Here is a 25,857-nt window from a genome sequence, read left to right on the forward strand (position 1 = left end):
GTTAGTTCCTCCTCGTATTTGGGTTTTATCTATTTATTTTAAAATGGATAACTGTGGTGAATTGACCTTTTGGATTTCACGGGTGAATGCTGTTGCTCCGGTCCTTGACAATTCTTTGATGCCATACGGCTTTACGAGATCGATGAATGCCTCGATTTTCTCGGGGGCGCCGGTCACTTGGTACGTGACGACGTTCTTCCCTGAGTCGATGACCGTTGCGCGGAACGGTTCGATGATGCTGTTGATTTCACTGCGCGCATGCGGCGGGGAGACGACTTTCACTAGCGCCAACTCCCGCATGACGATTGCTTTATCAGTGATGTCATTCACTTTGATAACGTCAATCTGCTTTTGCAGCTGCTTAAGTAGCTGTTCGATTTTCCGTTCATCCTCCACATGGACGATGAATGTCATTTTTGACATGCCCGGCTGTTCGGAATGCCCGACTGTGATGCTTTCGATGTTGAATTGCCGTTTCATGAGCAATCCAGTCACTCGGTTCAGCACCCCGCTTTGATTGATGACCGTCACTGTAATGACTCTTCTCATTTGCTCTTCACCCCGATCATTTCCTGTAGTCCTTTTCCTGGGGCAACCATCGGATAGACGTTTTCCAGCATTTTCACCCGGCAATCGATGAGTACTGGTTCATCCGACAGAAGGGCTTCCCGGAAAATTTGTTCAGCGTCCTCTTTTTTCGTGATGCGGTACCCTTTCAGGTCATACGCTTCCGCAAGCTTGACGAAATCCGGCTGGACTGGAATCAATGATTGTGAGTAGCGTTCATCGTAGAACGTCTCCTGCCATTGGCGCACCATTCCGAGAGCTCCGTTATTCAAGATGATGACTTTTACCGGGATTCTCATCTCTTGGAGAAGAGATAGCTCCTGCGCTGTCATTTGGAAACCACCATCGCCGACGATCGCGACTACCCTTTCATCCGGCTTCGCGATTTGCGCGCCGATTGCAGCGGGGAATCCGAAGCCCATCGTTCCGAGCCCACCCGACGTGACCCAAAAGTCGGGATTGTTCAATGAATAGTATTGTGCAGCCCACATCTGATGCTGTCCGACGTCCGTCGTAACGATTGCATCCCCCTCGGTAATGCGGTGAATCATTTGAATCGCTTCCTGAGGCAGGAATTCGTGCTCGTCGATGTTGTACCATAACGGTGCTTCTTCCTGCATACCTCTCAAGTATGCGAGCCATTCTTCGGTGTCCGGCACATTGAATTCCTGGTTAAGCAATGCTTGCAATGCTTCCTTCGAGTCCGCCACGATCGGGATTTCAGTCGGGACGTTCTTTCCGATTTCCGCAGGGTCGATGTCGATATGGATGACTTTTGCATGCGGTGCGAAAGATTCCAGATTTCCTGTCAGCCTGTCGTCGAAACGGGCACCGACGTTGATTAATAAGTCGCATTCGCTAATTGCCATGTTCGCCGTGTATGTTCCGTGCATGCCTGCCATGCCTAGGAACAGCTCATGGTTACCGGCGATGCTGCCGAGTCCGAGCAATGTGTTCGTGATTGGAATCCGTTTTGTTTCCACCAATGTTTTCAGTTCTTCCATCGCCTGGCCGTGCAATACGCCCGCGCCGGCAAGGATGAGCGGCTTTCGTGCAAATCGGATCGCTTCGGCCGCCTTCTGTATTTGCAAGTAATTCGGAGTGGTCGTCGGCTGGTAGCCCGGCAGATTCACCTCAGAAGTGCGTTCCTCTTTCGTGACGAAGATTTCAGTAGCCACGTTTTTTGGAATATCAACGACAACCGGACCGCGTCTTCCTGTTGAAGCGATATGGAATGCTTCTTTGATGATCCTCGGAAGGTCCGCGACGTCTCGCACCTGGTAGTTATGCTTTGTGATCGGCTGCGTAATTCCGATGATATCGGCCTCCTGGAATGCATCCGTCCCAATGACGGTGCTTGCCACCTGTCCAGTGAAGACGACGAGCGGCAATGAATCCATCATTGCATCCGTAATCCCCGTCACCAGATTCGTCGCACCCGGACCAGATGTCGCGATGACAACGCCCGGTTTGCCGGATACTCGCGCATAGCCTTCCGCTGCATGGATGGCTCCCTGTTCATGACGGGCAAGCACATGGGGAATCGGATCCTTGTATAATGCGTCATAAATTGGTAGGACGGCACCTCCAGGGTAACCGAAAATGACTTCGACACCTTGGTCTTTCAACCCTTGAATCAAGACTGCAGAACCATCCATCGGTTGATTATTCTGTTTTTCATCTTGAGATTTCGGCGTCATTTCCATAACTGCCTGCTTCGTTTGAACTTCCGCACTCATATACGAACTCCTCCTTACTTTTCTATTGGATAATTTTTATAAAAAAAGAAAAGCCTTTTCTCCCCACACAAAGAAACCTCGTTCTTCGTATAAGGGATGAAAAAGCTTTTCATGGTACCACCCTTGTTCGCGACATTTGCCGCCTCGTGAATGGACCCATTACGTTAAGGTCCATTCGCTGATAACGAGCCCGTAGTTTTGCACGAGCCCGGGATTGCCTACTCGGTTTCCCTTTCAGCAGTCCACTCCGGGGTGATATCGCGGATAGTTGCATTGCCGGCTTCCAGCACGACCGGCTCTCTGTGAATGCAATGATCTATCCCCTTTTGCCCCATCATCGAATTGTTATATTTTCATTACTCCGCCTGTACTTGCAGACGTGACAAGTTTTGAATATCTGGCCAAATAGCCTTTTTTGATTTTCGGTTCAAATGGCTGCAGCTTCGATTTGCGCGCTGCCAATATTTCGTCTGACACTTTCAGCTCGATTGTTCGGTTCGTCAAATCGATATCGATAATATCTCCATCTTCGACTAATGCTATCGGCCCGCCTTCAGCCGCTTCCGGTGAGATGTGGCCGATGGAAATGCCTCGGGATGCCCCAGAGAACCGGCCATCAGTAATGAGCGCCACTGTCGTTCCTAGGCCTCTTCCTTGGATGGAAGATGTCGGAGCAAGCATTTCCGGCATGCCCGGCCCGCCTTTCGGACCTTCGTAGCGGATGACAACGACATGCCCTTCACGGACTGTGCCATTGTCGATATTCTCCTGCGCAGCTTCTTGGGATTCGAAGACGATCGCTTCACCAGTGAACTGCTTGATGGAAGGATCAACTGCTCCGACTTTGATGACTCCTCCATCCGGTGCAATATTGCCGAACAGGACGGACAAGCCGCCTACCGGGCTGTACGGATTATCTTTCGTCCGAATCACTTGGTCGTTTGTAATATGATAGTCCTGGACGTCCTCCCTCATCGTTTTTCCTGTGATGGTAATACGATCCGGGTGGATGGCTCCAGGTATTTTTGTAAGTTCATTGATAATGGCACTGACGCCGCCTGCTTTGAAAATGTCATCCATCGAGATATCAGATGCCGGCATGATTTTCGCTAAATACGGAACCCGTTCGGCAACTGTGTTAATATCCTGGACGCTATATTCGATTTCCGCCTCGTGCGCAATCGCCAATGTATGTAAGACCGTATTGGTCGATCCGCCCATCGCCATATCTAGTGCGAATGCATCATCGATGGCTTCCTTCGTAATGATGTCTCGCGGTTTGACATCTTCTTTCACCATGCGGATCAAGTTCTTAGCCGCTTCCTTGATCAGCCTGTGGCGTTCATCGGATGTTGCGACGATTGTTCCATTGCCTGGCAACGCCATTCCTAGCATTTCCATCAGGCAGTTCATTGAGTTCGCGGTGAACATTCCTGAGCACGAGCCGCATGTCGGACATGCATTAGCTTCAATGTCGAGAAGCTCTTCCGCCGTCATCTTGCCCGATTTGTATGCTCCGACCCCTTCAAATACGGATGTGAGGGAAAGCGGTGAACCTGATGAGGAGACGCCCGCTTCCATCGGTCCGCCTGAGACGAAGACGGAAGGGACATTCGTCCGAACCGCTGCCATGAGCATGCCAGGCGTGATCTTGTCACAGTTCGGAATGTAGAACACTCCGTCGAACCAGTGAGCATTGATGACCGTTTCAGCAGAATCCGCAATCAGTTCGCGGCTCGGCAGTGAATAACGCATTCCAATATGCCCCATCGCGATTCCATCATCTACACCGATCGTGTTGAATTCGAATGGAACCCCGCCGGCTTCCCAAATTGCCTCTTTTACAATTTCAGCAAATTTATTTAAATGTTTGTGGCCCGGAATAATATCAATATATGAATTACATACACCGATGAAAGGTTTCTCTAAATCTTTCGTTTTAACACCCGTTGCGTAAAGGAGACTCCTATGAGGCGCACGGTCAATCCCTTTTTTAATCATGTCACTTCTCATTGCTATCTCTCCTAATCAAATCATCCAAAAGCTGTCAAACTAAATGAATTGCGTGAAATGAATCACATATCTAAATAGATTGTTGCTATCATATATCGTATTTTCACCTACGTCAACCGTCTTTTTATAATTATTGTTCAATTATGAATTATGGTTTATATTGTATCCGCTTACATGTGCGATATATTGCATATTATAGGAATTATGACTATCTGAAAATATTTTTTATTTTATTGTTGACGTTGATGATTGATGAGTGGAAATTTGGCTAGTGGGCGAAATGGGTTCGGTGGCATGAAGACTTTTAGTAAGATTTCGAGAGAAAATTCGAAAGCGCTTTTGCTGAATGGCAAAAGCGCATAAACTTGAAAATAGGTGCATAAGTCTTTCCAGGAACGCATAAATCGCCACAAACACGCATAAATATCTTTTATGCGCATTTGGAGCGATTTATGCGTCAGTATTTGTATTTATGCGTGCTTGCAGGAAGTTATGCGCTTTTTGCTTCGCCCATGTTGAGATAATGGTGCCATTCTCCGTTACTCATTGAATTTATCGATCCGCCATCCGGATTTTTTCACGTAGTCGTAGCTTACGATGATCGTCTCGGCGGTTCGGGTGTCGCCAATCGGGACAGTGAGTTCGAACGTCTTCCTGCCTTTTTTCGATTTTACCTCTCTAGCTGTCGCAATCTCCCATTGGTGCAGAGAGCCCGGTGCTTCTTCCACTTCGGGTGATGCCAACTTTCCTTTGTGCTTTAAGATGCCATTATTTTTCATGAATCGTTTCGCTTTCTTCTTCGTCACGAACTTTTGAAGTTCAGCCTTCATCTTCTTTTTAGAATCCAAGTGGGCGGCTAAATAGCGGTACTCCAATCCTTTATGGGCGAATGTCTTGTACTCGCCTTCCTTATACAATCCGCCGGCCTGGATGATTGCGGCCGATCCGGTCCATGCGGTTGCAAGTTCCACGGCACCCTTCGGCGTTAGGTCGGCTTGGCCGATTGATCGTTTCCCGCCGCAAGCCGATGTCGTGAGCAATAGTAAAATGACCGCGACTATGTTCATTGTCCTCTTTTTCATTGTGCAACCCCCTGACTGGCTAATACTTAAACGTATGAACTAGTAGGAGGCCGCATACGCCGAGATGGTGATTTCAGCGTTTTTCATTCACTCACTGCAACGGAATCGTTCTTTTGCAATTTGAATTTATTCTCAAACAGACTTGCCACAAGTGCGCCGACTGTCAGGTTGACGACCATATTAGCGACGGCGGGAACAGCCGCGAGTGAGCTGACGTGCTCCATCGCAAGAGTCGCGGCAAGGGCAGTGTTGCAGATACCTGTATGAAAGAGGATTGCGCGGGCGTTCTGTTCGGGCACCTTCAGCAGCTTTGCGATGAAATAGCCGCCAGCCATCGGGATGCATACTTGGAGAATGACTGCTGCGAATACGAGAGGCAGCACCGAAAGATTTTGCTCCAATGATTGCTGGGCACTCGAAATGACCGACAGGATGACGACGAACAACGCGAGCTGGGAGAGGACGGATGTGTACGGTTTGATGACTTCCACCTTTTTTGTCCACTTCCATTGAATGAACAATCCCGCCAACAACGGAATGAACACGATATAAATGATATTAAGGAACAGCGGCCAAAATGCGATTGGTATCAATTTTCCAGCAAACACTTGCACAAGCGTAGGCGTCAATACCGGTGAGATGAACGTATCCATCGTTGCCATCGTGATGCTTAACGCCACTTCGCCACCTGCGATGAATGTGTAGATATTGGCGGATGTGCCGCTCGGTACCGTCCCCGCCAAGATGACGCCTGTCGCAATTTCCGCTTCGTCCTTGAAGAACAGGTACGCGATTGCTATCGAAACGCCGACTGTCATTGTCCACTTGAGGAAGACGCCGAGAAATGCGAATTTCGGTTTTTTGATTACTGCCATCAGTTTATCAGTCGACAAAGATAGCCCCATGAGAAGGAAGATTGTTCCGAGCCCGGCGCCTGTCAAACTGCGTATCGGAATGAAAAAATCAGGTGCCAAGTACGCGATCAAGGATAGAAGGACAATCCATATTGGCAAATATCTCGATACGACTCCTGTCGCCACTTGCAATGCTTTCAACGGATTTCCTCCTTTACAAAAAGACCTGCGCCTAGAATCGACTAACCGATTCCAAGCACAAGTCGTCATAATTTCTTATATAAATAAGCGCCGTTCTCCATTTTGTCCAAATCTGCCTTGTCACCGATTTGTACAGGGTCATCCATCCTCGCGGTTACTTTCACATTCGCCTCGTCAAGCTGGATGAGCGCGATCGTATAAGGGGCGATGTCCGCGAACTCGGCGGGTGCGATGTGGATATCCGTAAAGCTGAAGACCGTTCCTATCGGAGACACTTCCTGTGCTTCAAGCTTGCCGGTTCTGCATTGTGGGCATGTGTATTTTGATGAGACACTTACGTAATCGCATGAATTGCATTTGAAAATTTTCATGTCTTCACACCCTCTCCAAAATATGCACCGTTGAATACGAACCTGTGCCGCCCAAATTTTGAGCCAATGCAAGCCTTGCCCCATCCACTTGGTTCGGTGCAGTACCACGAAGTTGCCGGACAAGGTGATATATCTGCGCGATTCCTGTCGCACCAATCGGATGGCCACGTGACAGCAAGCCACCACTCGTATTGACCGGCTTGTCTCCAGTCGATTTCGTCCGTCCCTCTTCGACCGCTTTCCATCCTTCCCGTTTGTTGAAGAAGCTCAATTCCTCGATGGCGAGCACTTCCGTCATCGAAAAGCAGTCATGGATTTCTACGACATCGATATCTTCTGGCCCAACACCCGCTTTTTCATAAGCGAGGCGGCCAGATTCCCGGATGGCCGGAATCGACAACAGATCATCGGCGTCCTGCATTTGCGTAGGACCCGAGCTTTGGGCGGATGAACGGATATGCACGCCCGATTTCTTCTTCGAAATGACGAGCGCAGCTGCACCGTCCGTCATCGGCGAGCAGTCGAACAGGCCTAACGGATTCGTAATGATGCGCGCATTCATAATTTCATCGAGCGTCGCAGGTTTCTGGAATTGCGCGAGCGGATTATTGAGTGCATGCTCGCGGTTCTTCAAGGCTACCATCGCCAAATGTTTTTTCGACGCGCCTGTTTCATAGAAATAACGGTTTGCTAATACTCCAAAGAACCCTGGGAACGTCAATCCTGCCTGCTTTTCATTCGAGTCGTTGTCCATCGCTGCATTGATTGCCTGTGTCACGTCGGAAGTGGACGCATGCTTCATCTTTTCCACACCCGCAACAAGCACCGTTTCATATTCACCGCTCAAGATGCCCATGATGCCTTGCCGCAATGCAATTCCACCCGAAGCGCAAGCCCCTTCGACCTTCGCTGTCGGAATGAACCCAAGACCCAACTCATTGGCGACAATCGCACCAAGAATCTCCTGATTATAGATGGCGCCTCCCATGAAATTCCCTACATAGACAGCATCGACTTTCGGATTGCCTGCATCCTCCAATGCCTGGATGCATGCCTCCAACAATAATTCCTTCATTGACTTGTCGACGAACGTACCGAATTGCGTCATTCCGATTCCGTGGACATATACATTCGTCATGCCTTGACCTCCTCATACTTGCTCCTGAGTTCCCGTTTTAGGATTTTTCCGTACGAGCTCTTCGGCAGTTCATCCACGATATGAATCTCTTTCGGTTTTTTGAAGCTGGCCATGTTTTCGATGCATAAATTGATGAGTTCCTCTTTCGTCACTTCTGCCGTACTATTCAAGACGACATATGCGATGACATTCTCTCCCCACTTCTCGTCCGGAACGCCGATGACGCAAGTCTCCTTCACGCCCGTATGCAAATTGAGCACTTCCTCCACTTCACGCGGATAAATATTGACGCCCCCTGAAATGATGACGTCCTTTTTGCGGTCGACGATATGAAGATACCCTTCGGCGCTCTTCCAACCGAGATCTCCTGTATGGAGCCAGCCGTCCTTTAACGTCTCTTCCGTTGCCTGCTTATTATTCCAATAGCCTTGCATGACGAGGGATCCTTTGCAGATGATTTCGCCCACTTCTCCGTCAGCGACTACATTCCCTTCGTCATCGACGATCTTCATATCGACAAAAAGTCCTGTGCGTCCACATGATTCCAGCCTGTTGCTCATTTCATTCTTCGGCATCATCGTTATGCACATCGGTGCTTCAACTTGTCCGTATGTTTGAGCGAAAATCGGTCCCGCGAGCGACAATGCCTGTGCGAGCTTGCTAGCTGCAATCGCAGAACCCGCCATATTGATCGTTTTCAGTGTAGACAGTTTCGCAGGGTTAAAATTAGGGTGTTGGATCATCAAGTTCACCATCGTCGGCACGAGGAAAATCGTCGATACTCGCTCCCTCGCCAAGTCATTGACGAATTCTTCCGGTTCGAATTTATCGAATACGACTTGCGTCAATCCATACAGCCAGGCGACATGCGAAAGGAAGTTACTGCCGTGTGTCAATGGCGCGACATGCCCGATGATGTCGTCATAGTCCGTACCACAAGCGACGGCAAGCGACAAAGCACCCGATATCATATTGCGGTGTGACAGCATGACGCCTTTCGGATTGCCCGTCGTTCCTGATGTATACATGATCGCGAACAGATCGTCTTCCCCGATTTCTTCTATATATTGTTTTCCGAGGTGTGCTTTTACGGCTTGCTCATAGTCCTCCCCAATTTTCAGTACGGCGACATCCGTTCCGATTGGTTCAATCAAATCCGCATCCCCGATGACAAGGCTCACATCGGCATCTTTCAGCATATAGTTATGCTCTTTCGGATGTAGCCGATAATTTAATGGGACTTTGATGACGCCCGTGAGCGCTGTAGCGACGTCAAGTTCGATATGCTCAAGTCGATTTGCCATAAGGATACCGACACGGTCACCTTTCTTCAGCCCTGTTCCATGGAAATAGGCTGTCAGGGCGAAAACCCGTTCCATCATTTCCCGATATGTAAGTAACCGGTCCTTATCCTTCACAGCCACCTTGTCCGGATAAGCGGTGGCCGATTTCATTGCTAACTTCCCCAATGTTTCCATGCCCCTCACTCCTTCTCCCTAAATTGAAATACAGGAATGCCGTAAATCTCATCCAGCCCCCGTTGCATACGGATGCCGTTCAATGGTAAGAGGGCAAACTCAATCGTGACGGCGACCGGATTCTTGCCGTCGATGAAATGCCCACCGTTCAAATTCTTATTACAGTCGACGAACATCCCGTGGAAATGGACTTCAAGCTTACCTTCCGTGTCGAGACCGACAAAGCCGGTCCCCGACAGCAATTCAACCGGCGTATCTGTTACGGTTTCCGATGAATAGTACAGCGTGTTATCTTCTTTTCGATCCAATTGGACATATGTTGCGTACTCAAGCGACCCCAGACATTGAAATTGCGCTGCCTCCACCCCGAACTCCTGGCAGACGCCTTTGACCCCTTCAAACAGATCGATGCCTTTCATGAATCGCCCGGCAATCCGATCTGACTTCCTGTCATGCACGGCTTGTATCCGCTTATCCAAAGCTATAACCTCCATCGACCTTCAACACTTGGCCGGTCGTATATCCCGATTCCGGCAATGCGAAATAGAGGACGGCTTCCGCAATATCGGCAGGAGTCCCCATCCGTTTGACGGCTTGCTGGCTGACGTCATATGGAACGCCAGAAGTGATTCCCGTCTCGGTTGCCCCCGGTGCCACTGAATTGCAAGTAATGCTGAGGGAACCCAATTCCTTTGCCGCCCATTTCGTCAAGGCGATGACCGCCCCTTTCGATGCTGCGTATGCCGGACCGGATCGTCCATTAGCGTCATCTCCCGAAGTGACACCGCCATTAATTCCTGAGATGGAACTGATATTGATGATCCGTCCATACTTCTGATCGATCATATGCGGGTAAATGACCGCCTGCATGAACAGGAATGCAGCTTTCACATTCGTGTCCATATCACGGTCCCAAATATCGAGCGGAGTATTGTCGATTCCGAGCCTTCCGCAAGTCCCTGCATTGTTCACTAAAATATGCAGTTCCCCGAATGAATCTGAGGCACGTGCGACAGCGGCTTTGACGAATTCGGGATCTCGGATGTCTCCTAGACATTCCAACAATTTCGAGTCCGGATATTCCGATTGGATGGATTCGATTGTTTTACTGCAAGGATTCAAATCGATCAGGACGAGATTCGCACCTTCTCTAGCAAGACGGACGGCGGACTCGGCTCCTATGCCGCTTGCCGCTCCCGTAATGATTGCTGTTTGCCCCTTAAGTTTCATCCCAAACTCCCCCTATTTGACGTTTAATAAATCCGGCAAAAATGTAGATATTTGCGGTACGAAAGTAATTAGCAGCAGGATGATGATCGAAGAAACGATGAACGGCATAACCCCTATCGATAACCTGCCGATCGATGTCCCCGAAATGCCCGCTGCGACAAATAAGTTCAAGCCTACAGGCGGTGTGAAGAGTCCGATTGCCAAGTTGACTGTCATGAAGACACCGAAAACGGTCGGATCGACATCCATGAAGAGCATGATCGGCAATAGAATAGGAATGAAAATATAGTACGCGGAAATTGCATCGATGAACATTCCTGCAATCAACAGTAATACGTTGACAAGCAATAGGATGATGATCGGGTTTTCCGAAATACCAAGCATCGCACCGGAAATCTGTCTCGCAATCTGCTCCGTCGTAATGATATACGCATAGACGGATGCCGCACTTACGATGAACATGACGGTCGCTGTCTGTACCGATGCTGCGACTAAAATATCGTATAGTTTCTTCAAGTTCAGTTCACGATAGATGACGAAGCCGACGAATAGACCGTAAAACACTGCGACTACCGCGGCTTCTGTCGGTGTGAAATATCCGCCATAGATACCACCTAAAATGATAATAGGTATCATTAATCCCCAAAACGCACTCACAAACGCTCTCAAACGCTCTTTACCTGTTGCCTTCTCTCGAACAAACCCTTCAATAGGGCCTTCCGTCCGTTCCTGTTTCCACCTGACATACATTGCAGCAAGAATGAATCCGCCGCCAAGCAATAATCCCGGGATGATGCCCGCAATGAATAATCGTCCAATCGATACCGGTATCTGGTCGCCAGCAACTACGGCAAACACGATGAAAGCGATACTTGGAGGAATGATGATACCAATCGCGCCTGAACTTGCCACTAGTCCTCCAGCCGTCTCTTTCTTATAACCGTTCTTCACCATTGCCGGAATGAGAATTCCACCGATTGCAGCAACTGTCGCTGGGCCCGATCCTGAAATCGCGGCAAAGAATATCGCCGTCATGACAGTGACGAAAACGATTCCACTCTTCCGATGGCCGACCAACGTTTGTGCAAACTCAATCAGCCTTTTCGAAATGCCAGCCTGTTCCATGATGACTCCCGCCAAAATGAAAAACGGAATCGCAAGCAACGTGAACTTCGACACGCTTGAATACATGATATCAGCGACCAATTCAAGGCCGAACATCCCGCTGCCCGTGAACAGTACAGCAATGGATGAAATGGCAAGCGCCACCGCGATCGGCAGCCGAAGCATGACGAGCAAGAAAAACAGACCAAATAATATTAAAGCCATCATAGCGCCTGCTCCCCTTTCCCATTTTGCTCACGGTACTCTTTGATCGTCGCTTGCACAGTCCTGAACAGGCACAAAGCCGCTCCAATCGGCATTGCCATGGAGAATATCCATTGCGGCCATCCGAGTGCAGGTGTTTTCTGGCCCATTTGCACTTGGAATAAAAGCATTTGAATCCCGAAATAGACAAGAATGACAAATAAAAGCGACATCAAGACGCCAACGAGAATCGTAATGATGTTTTTCACAACTACATTCGCTAAATCATAAATCAATGTAAAGCCTAGGTGTGCGTATTGGCGCACACCTATGGCTGTCCCGACAAACGTAAGTGCTACGAACAAGTTCACTGTGATTTCCTCGGCAAAGGAAAACGAATAGCTTAAGAATCCCCTTGAAACTATGTTGACAAAAGCGATTGTGGACATGATGGACAAAACGATTACAACAATCCACTCTTCTAATCTGCTAATCACTCTCTCCATTCATGTTCCCTCCACTTATTGATCTTGGAACGCTTTCAGCAAATCTTCGCCCCAGATGTCTTTGTATTTTTCGTATAGCGGTTGAACAGCAGCTTTGAATTCTTCCATTTCCGCTTCAGTCGGCTCATAAAATTGCATGCCGGCAGCTTTCAACTCTTCAATTTGCTTCGACTCTTTTTCGCGTGCAAGCTCGATTTGGTAAGCCGCGGCTTCTTTTCCGAGTTTCTTGAACAGCTCTTGGTCTTCCTTGCTCATCGAGTCAAATAGCTTCTTGTTAATGCCAAGCACTAGCGGGTCATATGAATAGTTCCATTGCGTCAAATAATCTTGGACTTCATTCAGCTTGGAAGAATGGATGACGTCAATCGGATTTTCCTGCCCGTGGATTGTGCCTTGCTGCAGTGATGTGAACACTTCAGAGAATGCCATTGTCGTTGGGTCCGCACCTAATGCACGATACAAATCCGTGTACATGTTAATGCCTGGTATACGGATTTTCATGCCTTTCATATCTGCAGGCGATTTGATTTCATGCTTGCTGTTCGTCACTTGACGGAAGCCGTTTTCGCCAAATCCAAGCAATTCTACGCCTTTTTCATTAAGGATTTCACCGATCATTTCACCGCCCTTGCCACTGAACACTTTATCCGCTTCCGCATGTTCACTGAACAGGAATGGAGCACTCGGAACCCCGAATCGGTCATCAAGGATGGAGTAAATAATTGTGGAGTGCAAGCTTAAATCGGTCTGCCCTTTCGCCAGTAGCTCGACACCTTTCCCTTGGTCCCCGCCCGATAACTGTTCATTCGGGAACACTTCGATATTGACCCTGCCGTCTGTTTCATCCTTCATGTCATTGGCGAGTTTCTCCGCTGCTTTGTACCAAGTGGATGAGTCATTCACCGTTACGGACATTTTCAAATTGTATTTTTTGTCGCTCGATGCGCTGCCTGAATCATCTTTTGAACATGCACCAAGCATAAGCATTGCGGTTAACCCGATTGCACCTAAAATTCTTCCCTTTTTCATCTTCATTTCATTTCCCTCCATTAGTTCCTATTATTTTTTCGTGAATAAAATCGACTACATGCAGCGCGCGGGCAGTTCCGGACAAACCTTCCCTTTCTACGCCGACTTTCATTTGAAGCAGACACCCTGGATTCGTAGTAATGATTGTCGTTGCCTGAACCCGTTTCACCTCTTCCATTTTCGAACCGAGAATCCGTGATGCCATTTCTGGTTGAAGTAAATTATAGATACCTGCGGAACCGCAGCATAAATGCGCACCGGGCATTTCCACAAATAAACTGCCTTTGGCTGCTCTCAAAATCTCCCTCGGCTCATCCTTCACACCGTTCACATTTCGTAAATGGCACGAATCCTGGTAAGTGACGATTTCAGTTGCTTCGGTCGGCGGTTGTTTCACCAGCTCATCCACAATGCCAAGCTTCACGAGTAGCGAGGAAATATCAATCTGTTTTTCAACGAATTGACGTGCCAATGTATGCAACGTCGGATTCTCTTCAAACAGCCTGTCATACTCGGACAAGAATGCCCCGCAACCACCGGCATTGTTGACGATATAATCGATACCTTTGAGGGCGAATGCTTCCAGATTCGCTTTCGCGTTCCTTCTCGCCCGTTCCATTTCACCGCTATGCCCTTGCAAAGCTCCGCAGCATTGCTGATTTTTCGGAATGACCACTTCACAGCCGAGCATGTTCAACAGTTCGATCGTATTCCGGTTCGTCTCCTGAAACATCGTATCCATGAGGCAGCCCGCGAAGAAGGCGACCTTTGTTTTCTTTTCGGTTGGCGTCTCTCGTGCCCTCCGCTTCTTCGGCGGGTCGGGCAGCGACATTTCCATCTCTTTCATGAATGGCGGGAAGAGCTCGAGGAATCCGACTTTCCGCACGATTTTCTGCAATCCCGTTTTCTGATAGAATGTCACTAGCTTCACAGCGGTCTTCATTTTCCGCTGGTCAGCGAAAAGATGGTCGAACGCACCTTTCCGGATCGCCTTCTCCTTAAATGACTGCGATTTGACGGAAAGAACCGCCTCGCGCGTCTCTTCGATGAGCGTTCCGTATTGGACACCTGCGGGACAAGCGGGTTCGCACGCTCTGCAGCCAAGGCATAAGTCGAAAGCCTCCTCGATGGACCCATCCCATTCGACATTGCCGTCGCGCACCGCTTTCATCAAGGCGATTCTTCCTCGAGGCGACTGGGTTTCGTCATAGTCGGAATGGATATATGTAGGACAGGCCGGCAGACAGAATCCGCAGCGCATGCAATCCATCAGCCTGTTTTCATCGACATGGGTGACGAATGAGTGTCGGATCAGCTCCGCTTGTGCATTACTCATGCTGCACCACTACCCTTTTCTTAGTCGACTTGGCGAATATTTTCCCTGGGTTCATAATATTGAGCGGATCGATTGCCAATTTAATGCTTCTCATCGTGTCCATCCCCGCCTTGCCAATCTTCCATTCCAAATAGGGCGCTTTCATCTCCCCGACTCCATGTTCACCTGTAATGGTTCCGCCAAGTTTGATCGCTTGTTCGAAGATTTCTGCGAACGCCATTTCAACCCTAGCCATTTCTGCATCATCCCGCACATCTGTCAATATGGTCGGATGCAAGTTGCCATCTCCCGCATGTCCGAATGTGCAGATGAGCAGATCGTATTTCAACGCGATTTCCTGGACAGCCTTCACCATCTTCGCAATTTCGGAGCGCGGGACGGTTGCATCCTCAAGAATTGTCGTCGGCCGCTTCCTTGCGAGCGCCGACAAAGCGACCCGGCGTGCGATGCTCAACTGCGCAGCCTCTTCAACAGTCTGCGCCAGCTGCGTCGACGTGGCGCCATGTTCCATGCATAGTTTGTGGACGTGCTCCATATCCTTGTCGACAACCGCCGGATCACCATCCTGTTCGATGAGCAGCATCGCTTCACAATTCGTCGGCAAGCCGATTTTCATGAACTCCTCGACCGCTTCGATCGTTCCTTTATCCATGAACTCAAGTGTCGCAGGCACGATTTTTGCCGCAATGATTGATGAAACCGTCTGTGCCGCCTTTTCAAGTGTGTCGTAGAATACTAACAGTGTCTTTTTCGTCTCGGGTGCAGGGATCAGACCTAATGTAATCTCTACGATGATTCCGAGCGTCCCTTCCGAACCGACGAACAAGCTTGTCAGATCATATCCCGCTACATCCTTCGCAAGCTTTCCGCCTGTTGTCAGCAGCTCCCCGCTCGGCAGGACGATCTTCAATGCCTTCACGTAATCACGGGTGACGCCATATTTCAAACCGCGCAAGCCTCCGGAATTCTCGCTCACATTTCCGCCGATCGTCGAAATGCTCATCGAACTCGGATCGGGCGGATAAAACAACCCTTTTTCTGCAACCATTTCATTAATAGCCTGTGTGATGACACCAGGTTGGACCGTCAACGTTAAATTCTCTACATCCAACTCCAAAATCCGGTTCATCCGGTTGAATAAAACGACCACGCCGCCGGATGTCGGTGTCGTTCCCGCCGCAAGATTCGTCCCGGATCCCCGGGAGACAATAGGAACCCCGTACTCCGCACACACTTTCACAATCTCTTGAATTTCCTCGATGGAAGCAGGAGAAAGGACTATATCCGGCAGTGCCTGAAAATTGGCGGTCGCATCATAGGAATACGCGAGCTTCTGCGCTGTCGATGTCCTCGCATGAGCACTACCCGTGATGGCAATCAATCGTTCTTTCACTTGCACATCCATGCAGCAGCCTCCTCCCGAATTCTAATTCTTTGTTTAATTCTAATAGTGCAACGATTGGGATGATATAGGTGCATACACAACATTCGGGTTATATTTCGACATATTTTTGTCTATGCAAACAAAAAACACTAATTATATTGAATAGTATGGCATATAAAAAGGCCCCTTTTGAATTTATTATTCAAAAGGGACCCCCTCACTTCATCTCGTCTAGCAGCCGGATGCCAAGGTAAAGGAGGAGAACATCATGAACTTTCGAAACGGAAAGTCCGGTGAGCTGCTCGACCTTCTGCAGACGATAGGAAAGAGTGTTTTTATGGATATGCAGTTTTTTCGCTGTGTTCTGCATCGATTGATTTTCATTGAACCAAACTTGGAGATTGTGCAGGAGGTCAGGGTCCCCAAGCAGCGGTGCAATCGTCCGCTCGACGAATTCCTTGCGGGTCGATTCTCCGATGCTTTGCAGGATTAGCTCGAAACGAAGCTCGTGTTCAAACAGGACCCGCTTCAGCTTTTTCGAAGCATTCGCCGCCCGCTCCGCTTGTATGAACGACTTGGACAAATCGGAGTACTCCATCTTTCCGCCAATGCCGGCCGCGACGATAATCTTTTTCCTTCTTTTGATGGATAAAAGGAAATAGTCCAGTTCGCTCTTTAATATGTCCTGATTCATGTCTGGCAACAGCAGGAGGATCTTATCTTGCCCCCACCGGATCATTTTTAGATCGGGGTGGATGTTTTGATTGGACATGAAGCTATCCACTTCTTCAATTGTGAATTGGTCCTCCGTGTTCATCACTTCAATGACGACGACTTGCCTATATAGGCTCACTTCGATGCCGAGCACCGCCCCTCTTTCACGAAAGCGGCCATCTTTCTTTGTCGAGGTGAGCCAATCGAACACGAAAAATTCAATGTCGCGCACTTTTTCCTCTTTCTGCTTCCTTTTCATCGCATCTTGGATGAAAAGCTCAGCAACTCGCAGGATGAGTTGCGCCTGCGGATGGATATGCATAGGATCGCCCGTTATTCCGAGCACGGCAATCGGCTCCCCTTCAATTACGATCGGCAGGACGACCCCTTTTCGGACGCCACGCAAAAGGTCCATCTCCTTCTCCGTCATATGGAGGATCTTTTTCTCCCGCAAGCTGAGCAGCGCGCCTTCATGGAATTGGTTGATCCTCTCAGGGTCGGTGCTTGCTTGAATGAAACCACGTCGGTCTGTAAGAATCACTTGTTCCTGTATCAAATTGGAGAGTTCTTCCACAATTTCCTGGCCAAGCGTATCGAATTGAAACACTTTTCCTCTCCCCCAATTGTTTTTCATCTAATCGTATGGGAATTCAGTCGAAACTTCAATGTAAAATAGTGCGAAAATTAACTTTCCGGAAAAATCTTTCGACAAATTTCGCGTTTCCCCATTCTGTGGATAACCTTGTCCACTTCATCCACCGGTCGCCCATTGACTTGGGCGGCTTACAAACAAGTTAACCACAACTTATCCACGTTCAACTGTGGATATCGGAACGATTGTTCTCACAATTGAAATTTGGTAAGGTAAATACAGCCAAACTTCAAGATATGCAACCGGAAACGATTTGATGACAAGGAGGAGACACAAATTGTTAAGTATACCGGATGATTTTCTAATGGATTCGTATAAAAAAGCGATTGCGCTGAACCTTTGCCCCCATTTCATCAAGCTTTTGGAAAATGAAATCCGAAGACGCTCAAAGCATTCCCCAAAGTGTGGGAAGGAATCCGCTTATATAGAAAATGAGAGCCCATCCATTCATTGACGGACAAGCTCTCATTCCCTTCTATTTTACTGTCACATCCAGATAGATCCCTTTCTTCAATGCCTTTCCCTTCTTATCCATCCAAACAGGATGGATGATCAGCACATACTTTTTTCCTGAAAGCAATGGTGCTTCAGGAATCACTTCGATTGTCTTGCCATCTTTCACTTCAAAGCGGACATTGCTCTCTTTTCCACCAATTTCAATCAATTGGGCCGATTTGTTTCCAAGTTGCCGCCAATCCATTTCCTTCGTCATGTTGACCGTGAACCTCTTCGTCGTCTTTACATTTTCCAATTTAGGGTATCTGGCATAGTCTTTATATTGCGTAAGTAGCTGCTCGTAATGCGCAGTTATCAATTCTTCGTTTTCCCGCGTCTTTATGTCGGGTGTTACACCGACTTTATCCACAGCAATGCCTTTCGGCGAATAAAAACGGGCAGTCGTCATTTTTAATACACTGCCATCGTTAAAGGCGTACATCGATTGCATGGTCCCTTTTCCATATGTGCTTTCTCCATACAGCGTAGCAGCTTTCTGCTCCTTCAAGTTGACGGCCAGCATTTCGGATGCACTAGCACTGTATTCATTGATGAGCAGTGAGACGGGACCGGTAATTTTCTGTTTCTGATTGACGGAAGGATAAATTGCCGGCTTCTTATTTTTCTCGCGAAGTTGGAAGGCCTGTTCGACTCCAGGGAAAAAGCCAGCAATTTCCTGTGCTGCAGTAATATAGCCGCCTCCATTGTTTCGGATATCAACAATGAAACCTTCAGCACCTTTAAGTGAACGAATCGCATCCTCCATGTCACGTGCGGAATCGGTCGCGAAACTATTCAATCGGATGTAACCGATATTGCCGCCGAGCATTTCCGACTCGACTGTCGGCAAATGGATTTCCGCCCGACGTATTGTCATTTTTACCGGTTTTTCTGTCTTTTCCCGTTCTATTGTAAGGGAGACGTCAGTGTTCTCTTTACCGCTGATCAAAGGGACTGCCGCTTGTACGGACTGTCCTTTTAAAGAATTCCCGCCGACATGCGTGATGACATCGCCGGGTACTATGCCGGCTTTGAAAGCAGGACCATCTTTAATGACGGAAATTACTTTTATACCGTTCACGCTTTCCTCTAGTACGACGCCGATACCGACGATGCGTTGCTCGATCCCGTTAATGAAGGCTTCGTATTCCTGCTTGGACATATAAGCGGAATGCGGATCAAGACCATTTGTAATCTCTTTTCCGGTGCTTCTTGATAAAACCGAGGCGGGAACATCATCAACATAATAGTCTTTGATTAGCTGCCGAATTTCATCGATGGGTTCTGTTGCAGCGGATGTCGTAAGCGGCAACATTACGAGCAGAATGACAAACAGCATGATAAATCGTTGTATGTGGTTTCTTAACATGTCGGTTTCCCCTTTTCTGAATTGAGTTCCTACTATTATACTACCTTCTGACTTAATTCGTAAGTAGTGTTTCGAATGTAAAAAACACCCCTATCATGGCTGATGAGGTGTGTTTTCTAACTACTTATTCATTTCGTTGAGGAATGACTAGTTGTTCATATTGTCGAGTGCATGCCGGATCTTAGTGTATGTTTCAACACCTTACCTGACGCATTCCGCGGAAGTTCATCGAGGAATTCGATTTCAACGGGTATTTTATAGTTAGCAAGATTGCCTGAGCAATGGCTAATTACGTCGGCCTCGGTGAGGGTCTCCCCTTCCTTCACGACTACGTATGCTTTCGGAACTTCGCCTAACACTTCGTGTGGGACACCGACAACTGCCGCTTCAAAGAGTTCTGGAATTTGATAGAGCACTTCTTCCACTTCCACCGGATAGACGTTTTCGCCGCCGCGGATGATCATATCTTTCTTCCGGTCGACGATATAGAGCAGACCGTCATTATCCATTCGACCAAGGTCGCCTGTGTAGAGCCAGCCGTTTTTGATTGCCCGTCTTGTCTCCTCTTCGTCTTTCAAATAGCCTTTCATCACTTGCGGACCGCGCATGACGATTTCCCCGACTTGCCCGGTCGGAAGCGGTTCTCCGAATTCATCGACGATCCGAACTTCTGTCTGTGGCAGCGCTTCACCAACCGAGCCGATTTTTTTGAGGGCGAGATGATCTTTCAGTGTGGAGGCAGCTGGCGAGTTTTCCGTCTGCCCGTATAGGTTCTGCACCTTCACATTCGGGAACGTCTCTTTCAGCTTCTTCAATATTTCATACGGCATCGGCGCAGCTCCGTACCCGAACAGGCGAAGGGATGGCAGTTCGAGCTTCTTTATTTCCGGCAAGTTCAAGATGATTGTATACATGGCCGGCACGCCGAAAAACATGGTCGGGGCGGTTTTTTGCAATAAATCCAGTGTACCTTTTGGAGAAAACGCCTCTTCGATGATGACCGTCCCTCCTTTATACGTGACGGGAATCATGAAAACATGGCAGGCGGCGCAATGGAATAATGGTGTTGAAATAAGCATCCTATCCTCACCTGTAATTGCCATCGCCTCAGACCAGATAGCCGCAGTCGAAATGATATTCTGATGGGTCAGCATAACCCCTTTCGGCTTGCCTGTCGTTCCGGATGTATACATGACGACCGCCGTGTCTTCACCAGTGGGCTCCATAGGCTCAAACTCATCCGCTCCTCCTGCAAACAAGTTCTCCATATTTTCTTGTATCGACAGTTTCTCTTGGAATGAATGCTTAGACTGTTGGACAATGTCTCCCAATCTTTCATCGTAAATTAGCGCTTTAGCTTCTGAATGATTGAAGATGAACTCCACTTCCGGCGGCGCCAGTTTCGTATTGACCGGCATGACGGTGAAGCCACCCATTTGAATGCCGAAATAATAGACAAGAAAGAGATCGGAGTTCAGCGAATAAAGCGCGATGATATCCCCTTTTTCATAGCCTTCCGCTTGAAAATGCCCCGCCACCTTCATGGCTTTTTCATAAAACTCGCCATAGGTCCACTCCCTGCCGTTATATGATGTGAAAACTTTGTCCGGCTGCTGTTTTGCATAATCCCCCAGCACATTTGTCATGAACATGGATACTCTCTCCTTTGCATTGCGTTATTTACTTATATTCTAGCAACCGATTTTTCAGATTACAAGCCATATAATTAATATTCAGATAACAACAGATGTGTCTATTTCTTTTATTCTTCGCGTAAACTGCTAAGGTATATTATTTTTTATTCTGAATGACTGGCGGGAGAGCAAAATGGCGGAAGTCGAGAAGAAGTCGTATAAGAAACTGTTGTTATGGGCTGGCGGGATTGCTTGCTTCCTGGTGGTAGGCGTCATTTGCTATGCGCTTTTCTTTGTAAAAGAATTGACAGAAACGGCGAAAGAGATCCATGAGCCGATGGAGCGCGTCTTCTCGGAGAAAAGGGATGACCCTGTCGTGTTTCATAAGAAAGAACCCTTCTCCGTGCTTATATTAGGTGTGGATGAAAGGGAAGGTGACAAGGGCCGTTCTGATACGATGATCGTCCTGACAGTCAATCCGACACTTCACACAACAAAAATGCTGAGCATCCCTCGAGACACGTACAGCGAAATTGTCGGAATGGGATTCGAAGATAAACTGAATCATGCTTATGCATACGGCGGAATCGAAATGTCTCTTGCCACTGTGGAGCATTTTCTCGATATTCCGATTGACTATGTCGTCCAAGTGAATATGGAAAGCTTCAAGGAGATCATTGATGCAGTCGGTGGTGTCTCCGTTACAAACACGCTCGATTTTGCCGTGGATGAATATTCATTTCCGATAGGCGAACTGACACTGGACGGCGAGGAAGCGCTTGTCTTTGTCCGGATGCGCATGGATGATCCGCGCGGTGATTTCGGTCGGCAAGACAGGCAGAAGCAAATCATTCAAGGGGTTTTGCAAAAAGGTGCCAAGCTCTCCAGTTTGCTGAAATTCAAAGGCATTTTTGAGGCTATCGGCAACAATGTAAAGACGAATATGACATTCGATGAAATGGTGGAAGTGCAAAAAAATTATCGTGATGCCGCCAAGTCCGTTGAGCAGATAAGGTTTGAAGAAGGTAAAGGACAACGGATGAATGGGGTCTGGTATTATATGATGGATTCTGGAGAGCTAGAGGAAGTGAAGGTGGAGCTGAAAGCGCATTTGGGGATGGAATAATTTACAATCCGCTTTCTCATGTTAATTGATTCTCAAACAGGGAATATTCACAGTAGCACACTGTGAATAGGAGTTGGAAAACGAATGCAAATACCTGTGGACAAAGGTATTGATCATACTTTTGATTTATTAACGGAAGGTTATCATTTTATGCGAAATCGGTTTGACGAACTTGGAACCGATATTTTTCAGACGAGACTTATGGGGAAAAAGATGACGTGTATGAAAGGTCCTGAGGCAGTGAGGCTTTTCTATGATACATCTCGTTTCCAACGATCTGGAGCTGTTCCGAAGCGGATTCAAAAGTCACTGTTTGGGGAAGGCGGCGTGCAGACGCTTGATGGGAACGCTCACCAAGTCCGGAAACTGATGTTTTTATCACTAATGACAGAGGCTGGTATTAGACGAGTTCACCAACTGACATTGGAGCAATGGAGATTACAGTCAAATCAATGGAAGAGCGGTCAGGAAGTCATTTTATTCGACCAGGCTGAGGAAGTCTTATGCCGAGTTGCTTGCTTGTGGGCAGGTGTGCCGTTAAAGGACTCGGAAGTTGCACAACGGGCTTATGATTTTGGAGCGCTGATCGATGCATTTGGAGGAGTTGGGCCGAGATATCGGGAAGGCAGGAATGCGCGGAAACGGACAGAGGAATGGATCCGCTTATTGATTGAAAGATACCGTTCGGGGGCTGTCGAAGGTGTCGATCATGCACTTGAAGTCATCGCAACTCACCGCGATGACAATGGGCAGTTGTTGGATGCACAAATCGCAGCGGTCGAATTGATCAGCGTTATTCGCCCGATTGTAGCAGTTGCCCGGTTTATCGTTTTTAGCGCACTTGCTCTTCACGAATATCCACAGCATCGCTTAGCATTGCGTGCTGATGATAAGTTTTTGGAGGCGTTCGCCCAGGAAGTCCGCCGTTATTACCCATTCACACCATTCCTAGGCGCGATGGTCCGGCATGATTTTGAATGGAAAGGTTATCAATTCAGCAAAGGCGATACGGTACTCGTTGACATATATGGTACGAATCACGATCCGAACAGTTGGAATGATCCAGAACTGTTCAATCCTAAACGTTTTTTAGAAGAGACAGTGACCCCCTATAATTTTGTGCCACAAGGCGGTGGAGATCCTTCGCGGGGACACCGTTGTCCAGGGGAGGACATAACCGTCGGGACTATAAAGGCAAGTCTTTCCTTCCTTGTGAATGAACTTGACTATACAGTCGTCCAGGACCAGGATTTGTCGATTAACATGACACGTATGCCCACCTTGCCGGCAAGTCGGATGGTCATCAAAATCACATAATAATGTGGAGTTGTCAGAGTCCAATAAGTTGAAGTTGTAAATAGTAGGTGACCGCCTGATATACCATTGAAACCGCCTATAGTACGAAAAATAAAAAAGATGAAGGAGAATGTAATACTTCCCTTCATCTTTTGCTATTCACCAGACTACTCCACTTTCTTCACAAGGGATTTATACGCCAGCGAGGTGAACAAGAACAGTAGCCAACAAGCAAATAAATATAAAATTATTGAAGTATAAGTCATCGCGAAATCATACCCATGCGTCTCGAAAAATCTTCTTGCAACTCTGTGATCTCCTCCAAAGCCGAAAACCGCAAGAAATACGGGTATCGCATAAAAAGGAATCGCAAGCCATTTTCTCTTATCTGAATCAGGAAAAACAATTGGCACTTCCGTCCGCTGATCGAATCTCGCCAAAAAATAAATGCCGATGAACAAACCGACTAACAGCAATTGAATAACGATACTTCCCTTCAACACTTTCAGCAATGGAAATGCTGCAAAGAAGGTGAAAGCGTATAGTTGATACGCGATCGTCAACCTATACGCTATCTTCTTATTAGCTGTGAATCGGAGTGAAAATACAATCGGCAGCAACAACAATAAGACAAACACGGCCACTATCCATTTGATGTATTGCTGATCATATTCAGGGATGAGCAGCGCTACCACTGCTGTAAATAAAGGCAGTAGATACCCCATTATCATTACTTTAAATGGATTTCCCATTGACCACGACTCCCAACCAACTTTTCACGTATCATTTACCTGTATTTCCACAAAGGGAAATTACTCGTTCAATTTATTTCTCTTTCATTTCTTCTTCAGCTCCTCGAACTGTTCTTCCGTTAGTGAAAATGGGGTTGCAATGAATAATGCAAATCCGCCGAGCATGTATGCAAAGACAACCAATCCAACATTCTCATCCACTGATTGAAATCGTAGAATTGCCATGATCGCAATACCAATGAGGACAATTCCCGCAAGTGCTGTTGGCCACATTACTAGTTGCTTTATCTTACGCGGATTAACAAAGACTTCACCTATCCTCTCTTTCAAAAGGTGTCCCAATAGGAAGAGTAGTAAAGTACCAATGAATAGTGGCCAGAAAATCACTGTTCCGTAACTCATTCTTACAAAAGGCATTGTCGTAAAAATCGAGAACCCAATAAGCATCCAATACAGTTGGATGGAATAGTAACGCTTTGTGTCGTGCTTGTATCGATTCCACATCGTAAGTACACGGAAAACAATTAAAGCCTCCATCCCTAGATTAATAGGGAGCCAAAAGAAAAAACTACCTTCTGGAACGGCACTTGCCGCTATTAAAAAAAAGAGATGCAAACCAATAGTAAAACCAAGACGTGTTTCTGCAATTGGTTCGGATACATTTTGTTCTAGTATTATTGTTCACTCCCCGCTATTTCACGCTCTCACTTCGTCTCCACTTGATTAAATGGCATTCCTTACTACTTAGACCCTCAACCAACTTTTCATAATATTGTTTTCCAGTAATTCTCAGCTGACGCTACTCATACAAGTTAATCTTCTTCAGTCACCCTTCAGCTTCTCTATCCGTTCTTCCGGCAATGAAAATGGATTTGCTAAAAATATTGAAAACCCGCCGAGCATGTATAAGAAAACAGCGATCCCTACATTCGGATGCACTGATTGAAACCGTAAAACCGCCATGACCAGGATGCCTATAAGGACAATCCCCGCAAGCGCCGTGGGCCACATGACAAGTTCCTTTAGTTTACGCGGATTTACAAAGACTTCTCCAATTCTCTCCTTCAATAGATGTCCTAATGAGAAGAGTAGTACAGTGCCAATAAGAAGTGGCCAGAAAACGATTGTTCCCTAGCTTATTCTCACAAGGGGCAGTGTCGTGTAAATTGAAAATCCGATCAGCATCCAATACGCTTGGATAGAATAGTAGCGCTTTGTATCGTATTTGTATCGATTCCACATCGTAAGGACACGGAAAACGATTAAAGCCTCTACTCCAAGAGTAATTGCGAGCCAAAAGAAAAAACTGCCTTCCGGGAAGGAACTTGCTCCCACTAGTAAAAACAGATGCAAGGCAATCGTAAATCCGAGACGTTTCTCTGCTATCGGATTGGTTACATTGGTTTGTGACATGATTCGTCAATCTCCTTTTTTCACGATACTCAAGCCTCTGCTATAACTTCCCGGTTGTCTTTATTTTGGATATACATACAATTGGCCGACGAAGAGAACGTAAAAGTAGTACAGTATTCAGAAAGAAAAAGATGATTGATGGCTTCACTACGGGTAATAAATTCCTTCAC

At 47.4% G+C, this 25,857-nt stretch carries 25 protein-coding genes; 3 read left to right on the forward strand and 22 right to left on the reverse strand.

The window, feature by feature from the left end:
* Positions 1 to 33: 33 nt before the first annotated feature.
* The 16 genes from ilvN to OC538_RS07095 form a co-directional block, all read right to left on the reverse strand.
* Positions 34 to 549 carry an acetolactate synthase small subunit gene (ilvN, locus tag OC538_RS07020; RefSeq protein WP_251693811.1) on the reverse strand — a complete coding sequence of 172 codons (516 nt, stop codon included), beginning with the start codon at positions 547 to 549 and terminating at the stop codon, positions 34 to 36.
* Entirely contained in the window at positions 546 to 2,306 is a 1,761-nt protein-coding gene (gene ilvB / locus OC538_RS07025; RefSeq protein WP_410055852.1) for an acetolactate synthase large subunit, read from the reverse strand. The genes ilvN and ilvB overlap by 4 nt, the downstream gene beginning before the upstream one ends.
* A 345-nt stretch (positions 2,307 to 2,651) precedes the next feature.
* Positions 2,652 to 4,319, reverse strand: coding sequence for a dihydroxy-acid dehydratase (gene ilvD / locus OC538_RS07030; protein ID WP_262173912.1), 1,668 nt, complete (start codon positions 4,317 to 4,319; stop codon positions 2,652 to 2,654).
* A 539-nt stretch (positions 4,320 to 4,858) separates the two neighbouring features.
* On the reverse strand, positions 4,859 to 5,401 hold the full coding sequence (locus tag OC538_RS07035) for an IseA DL-endopeptidase inhibitor family protein (RefSeq protein WP_262173913.1): 543 nt from the start codon (positions 5,399 to 5,401) through the stop codon (positions 4,859 to 4,861).
* A gap of 83 nt (positions 5,402 to 5,484) precedes the next feature.
* Complete coding sequence (locus OC538_RS07040) at positions 5,485 to 6,456, reverse strand: bile acid:sodium symporter family protein (protein ID WP_262173915.1); 972 nt, start codon at positions 6,454 to 6,456, stop codon at positions 5,485 to 5,487.
* A gap of 65 nt (positions 6,457 to 6,521) precedes the next feature.
* Positions 6,522 to 6,827, reverse strand: coding sequence for a Zn-ribbon domain-containing OB-fold protein (locus tag OC538_RS07045; RefSeq protein WP_262173917.1), 306 nt, complete (start codon positions 6,825 to 6,827; stop codon positions 6,522 to 6,524).
* 4 nt (positions 6,828 to 6,831) lie between these two features.
* Positions 6,832 to 7,965 (reverse strand): thiolase C-terminal domain-containing protein, encoded by a 1,134-nt coding sequence (locus OC538_RS07050; protein WP_262173919.1) that lies wholly within the window; start codon positions 7,963 to 7,965, stop codon positions 6,832 to 6,834.
* On the reverse strand, positions 7,962 to 9,443 hold the full coding sequence (locus OC538_RS07055) for a class I adenylate-forming enzyme family protein (protein WP_262173921.1): 1,482 nt from the start codon (positions 9,441 to 9,443) through the stop codon (positions 7,962 to 7,964). The genes OC538_RS07050 and OC538_RS07055 overlap by 4 nt, the downstream gene beginning before the upstream one ends.
* Positions 9,444 to 9,448: 5 nt before the next feature.
* Positions 9,449 to 9,922, reverse strand: a complete 474-nt coding sequence (locus tag OC538_RS07060; RefSeq protein ID WP_262173924.1) for a PPC domain-containing DNA-binding protein — start codon at positions 9,920 to 9,922, stop codon at positions 9,449 to 9,451.
* On the reverse strand, positions 9,915 to 10,673 hold the full coding sequence (locus tag OC538_RS07065; protein ID WP_251693803.1) for an SDR family NAD(P)-dependent oxidoreductase: 759 nt from the start codon (positions 10,671 to 10,673) through the stop codon (positions 9,915 to 9,917). Before OC538_RS07065 ends, OC538_RS07060 begins: the two co-directional genes overlap by 8 nt.
* A 12-nt stretch (positions 10,674 to 10,685) precedes the next feature.
* Positions 10,686 to 12,005, reverse strand: a complete 1,320-nt coding sequence (locus OC538_RS07070; RefSeq protein ID WP_262173928.1) for a TRAP transporter large permease — start codon at positions 12,003 to 12,005, stop codon at positions 10,686 to 10,688.
* Positions 12,002 to 12,487, reverse strand: a complete 486-nt coding sequence (locus OC538_RS07075) for a TRAP transporter small permease (RefSeq protein ID WP_262173931.1) — start codon at positions 12,485 to 12,487, stop codon at positions 12,002 to 12,004. The genes OC538_RS07070 and OC538_RS07075 overlap by 4 nt, the downstream gene beginning before the upstream one ends.
* A gap of 15 nt (positions 12,488 to 12,502) precedes the next feature.
* The gene (locus OC538_RS07080; RefSeq protein ID WP_262173933.1) at positions 12,503 to 13,522 is read right to left on the reverse strand and encodes a DctP family TRAP transporter solute-binding subunit; all 1,020 of its coding nucleotides are present in this window, start codon (positions 13,520 to 13,522) and stop codon (positions 12,503 to 12,505) included.
* Position 13,523: 1 nt separating this feature from the next.
* The gene (locus tag OC538_RS07085; RefSeq protein ID WP_262173935.1) at positions 13,524 to 14,852 is read right to left on the reverse strand and encodes a (Fe-S)-binding protein; all 1,329 of its coding nucleotides are present in this window, start codon (positions 14,850 to 14,852) and stop codon (positions 13,524 to 13,526) included.
* A complete protein-coding gene (locus OC538_RS07090) occupies positions 14,845 to 16,257 on the reverse strand; it encodes an FAD-linked oxidase C-terminal domain-containing protein (RefSeq protein WP_262173937.1) in 1,413 nt (470 codons plus the stop codon). The genes OC538_RS07085 and OC538_RS07090 overlap by 8 nt, the downstream gene beginning before the upstream one ends.
* A 196-nt stretch (positions 16,258 to 16,453) precedes the next feature.
* Positions 16,454 to 17,557, reverse strand: coding sequence for a CdaR family transcriptional regulator (locus tag OC538_RS07095; protein ID WP_251693797.1), 1,104 nt, complete (start codon positions 17,555 to 17,557; stop codon positions 16,454 to 16,456).
* A gap of 301 nt (positions 17,558 to 17,858) precedes the next feature.
* Here OC538_RS07095 and sda point away from each other — a divergent pair, with 301 nt between their 5' ends.
* Complete coding sequence (gene sda, locus OC538_RS07100; RefSeq protein ID WP_316044280.1) at positions 17,859 to 18,056, forward strand: sporulation histidine kinase inhibitor Sda; 198 nt, start codon at positions 17,859 to 17,861, stop codon at positions 18,054 to 18,056.
* Positions 18,057 to 18,077: 21 nt separating this feature from the next.
* Here the strand turns inward: sda and OC538_RS07105 are convergent, their stop codons facing one another.
* Together OC538_RS07105 and OC538_RS07110 are read right to left on the reverse strand one after the other, a co-directional pair.
* A complete protein-coding gene (locus tag OC538_RS07105) occupies positions 18,078 to 19,466 on the reverse strand; it encodes a S41 family peptidase (RefSeq protein WP_262173938.1) in 1,389 nt (462 codons plus the stop codon).
* A gap of 155 nt (positions 19,467 to 19,621) precedes the next feature.
* Positions 19,622 to 21,118: a class I adenylate-forming enzyme family protein gene (locus tag OC538_RS07110; RefSeq protein ID WP_262173939.1), complete on the reverse strand. Its 1,497-nt coding sequence runs from the start codon at positions 21,116 to 21,118 to the stop codon at positions 19,622 to 19,624.
* Positions 21,119 to 21,293: 175 nt separating this feature from the next.
* On the opposite strand from OC538_RS07110, the gene OC538_RS07115 reads away from it, so the two are divergent.
* Both OC538_RS07115 and OC538_RS07120 read left to right on the forward strand, forming a co-directional pair.
* Complete coding sequence (locus OC538_RS07115; protein WP_262173941.1) at positions 21,294 to 22,226, forward strand: LCP family protein; 933 nt, start codon at positions 21,294 to 21,296, stop codon at positions 22,224 to 22,226.
* Between the two features lie 84 nt (positions 22,227 to 22,310).
* A complete protein-coding gene (locus OC538_RS07120) occupies positions 22,311 to 23,543 on the forward strand; it encodes a cytochrome P450 (protein WP_262173942.1) in 1,233 nt (410 codons plus the stop codon).
* A gap of 146 nt (positions 23,544 to 23,689) precedes the next feature.
* Here the strand turns inward: OC538_RS07120 and OC538_RS07125 are convergent, their stop codons facing one another.
* From OC538_RS07125 to OC538_RS07140, 4 genes are all read right to left on the reverse strand, one after another.
* The gene (locus tag OC538_RS07125; protein ID WP_262173944.1) at positions 23,690 to 24,274 is read right to left on the reverse strand and encodes a hypothetical protein; all 585 of its coding nucleotides are present in this window, start codon (positions 24,272 to 24,274) and stop codon (positions 23,690 to 23,692) included.
* An 84-nt stretch (positions 24,275 to 24,358) separates the two neighbouring features.
* Positions 24,359 to 24,778 carry a hypothetical protein gene (locus OC538_RS07130; protein WP_251693790.1) on the reverse strand — a complete coding sequence of 140 codons (420 nt, stop codon included), beginning with the start codon at positions 24,776 to 24,778 and terminating at the stop codon, positions 24,359 to 24,361.
* A gap of 318 nt (positions 24,779 to 25,096) precedes the next feature.
* A complete protein-coding gene (locus tag OC538_RS07135) occupies positions 25,097 to 25,342 on the reverse strand; it encodes a hypothetical protein (protein WP_262173947.1) in 246 nt (81 codons plus the stop codon).
* 63 nt (positions 25,343 to 25,405) lie between these two features.
* Positions 25,406 to 25,687: a hypothetical protein gene (locus OC538_RS07140; RefSeq protein WP_262173948.1), complete on the reverse strand. Its 282-nt coding sequence runs from the start codon at positions 25,685 to 25,687 to the stop codon at positions 25,406 to 25,408.
* Between the last annotated feature and the right edge of the window lie 170 nt (positions 25,688 to 25,857).

The sequence above is a fragment of the Saccharococcus sp. Marseille-Q5394 genome, assembly GCF_946901335.1.
GTDB classification, from domain to species: Bacteria; Bacillota; Bacilli; order Bacillales_A; family Planococcaceae; genus Sporosarcina; species Sporosarcina luteola_C.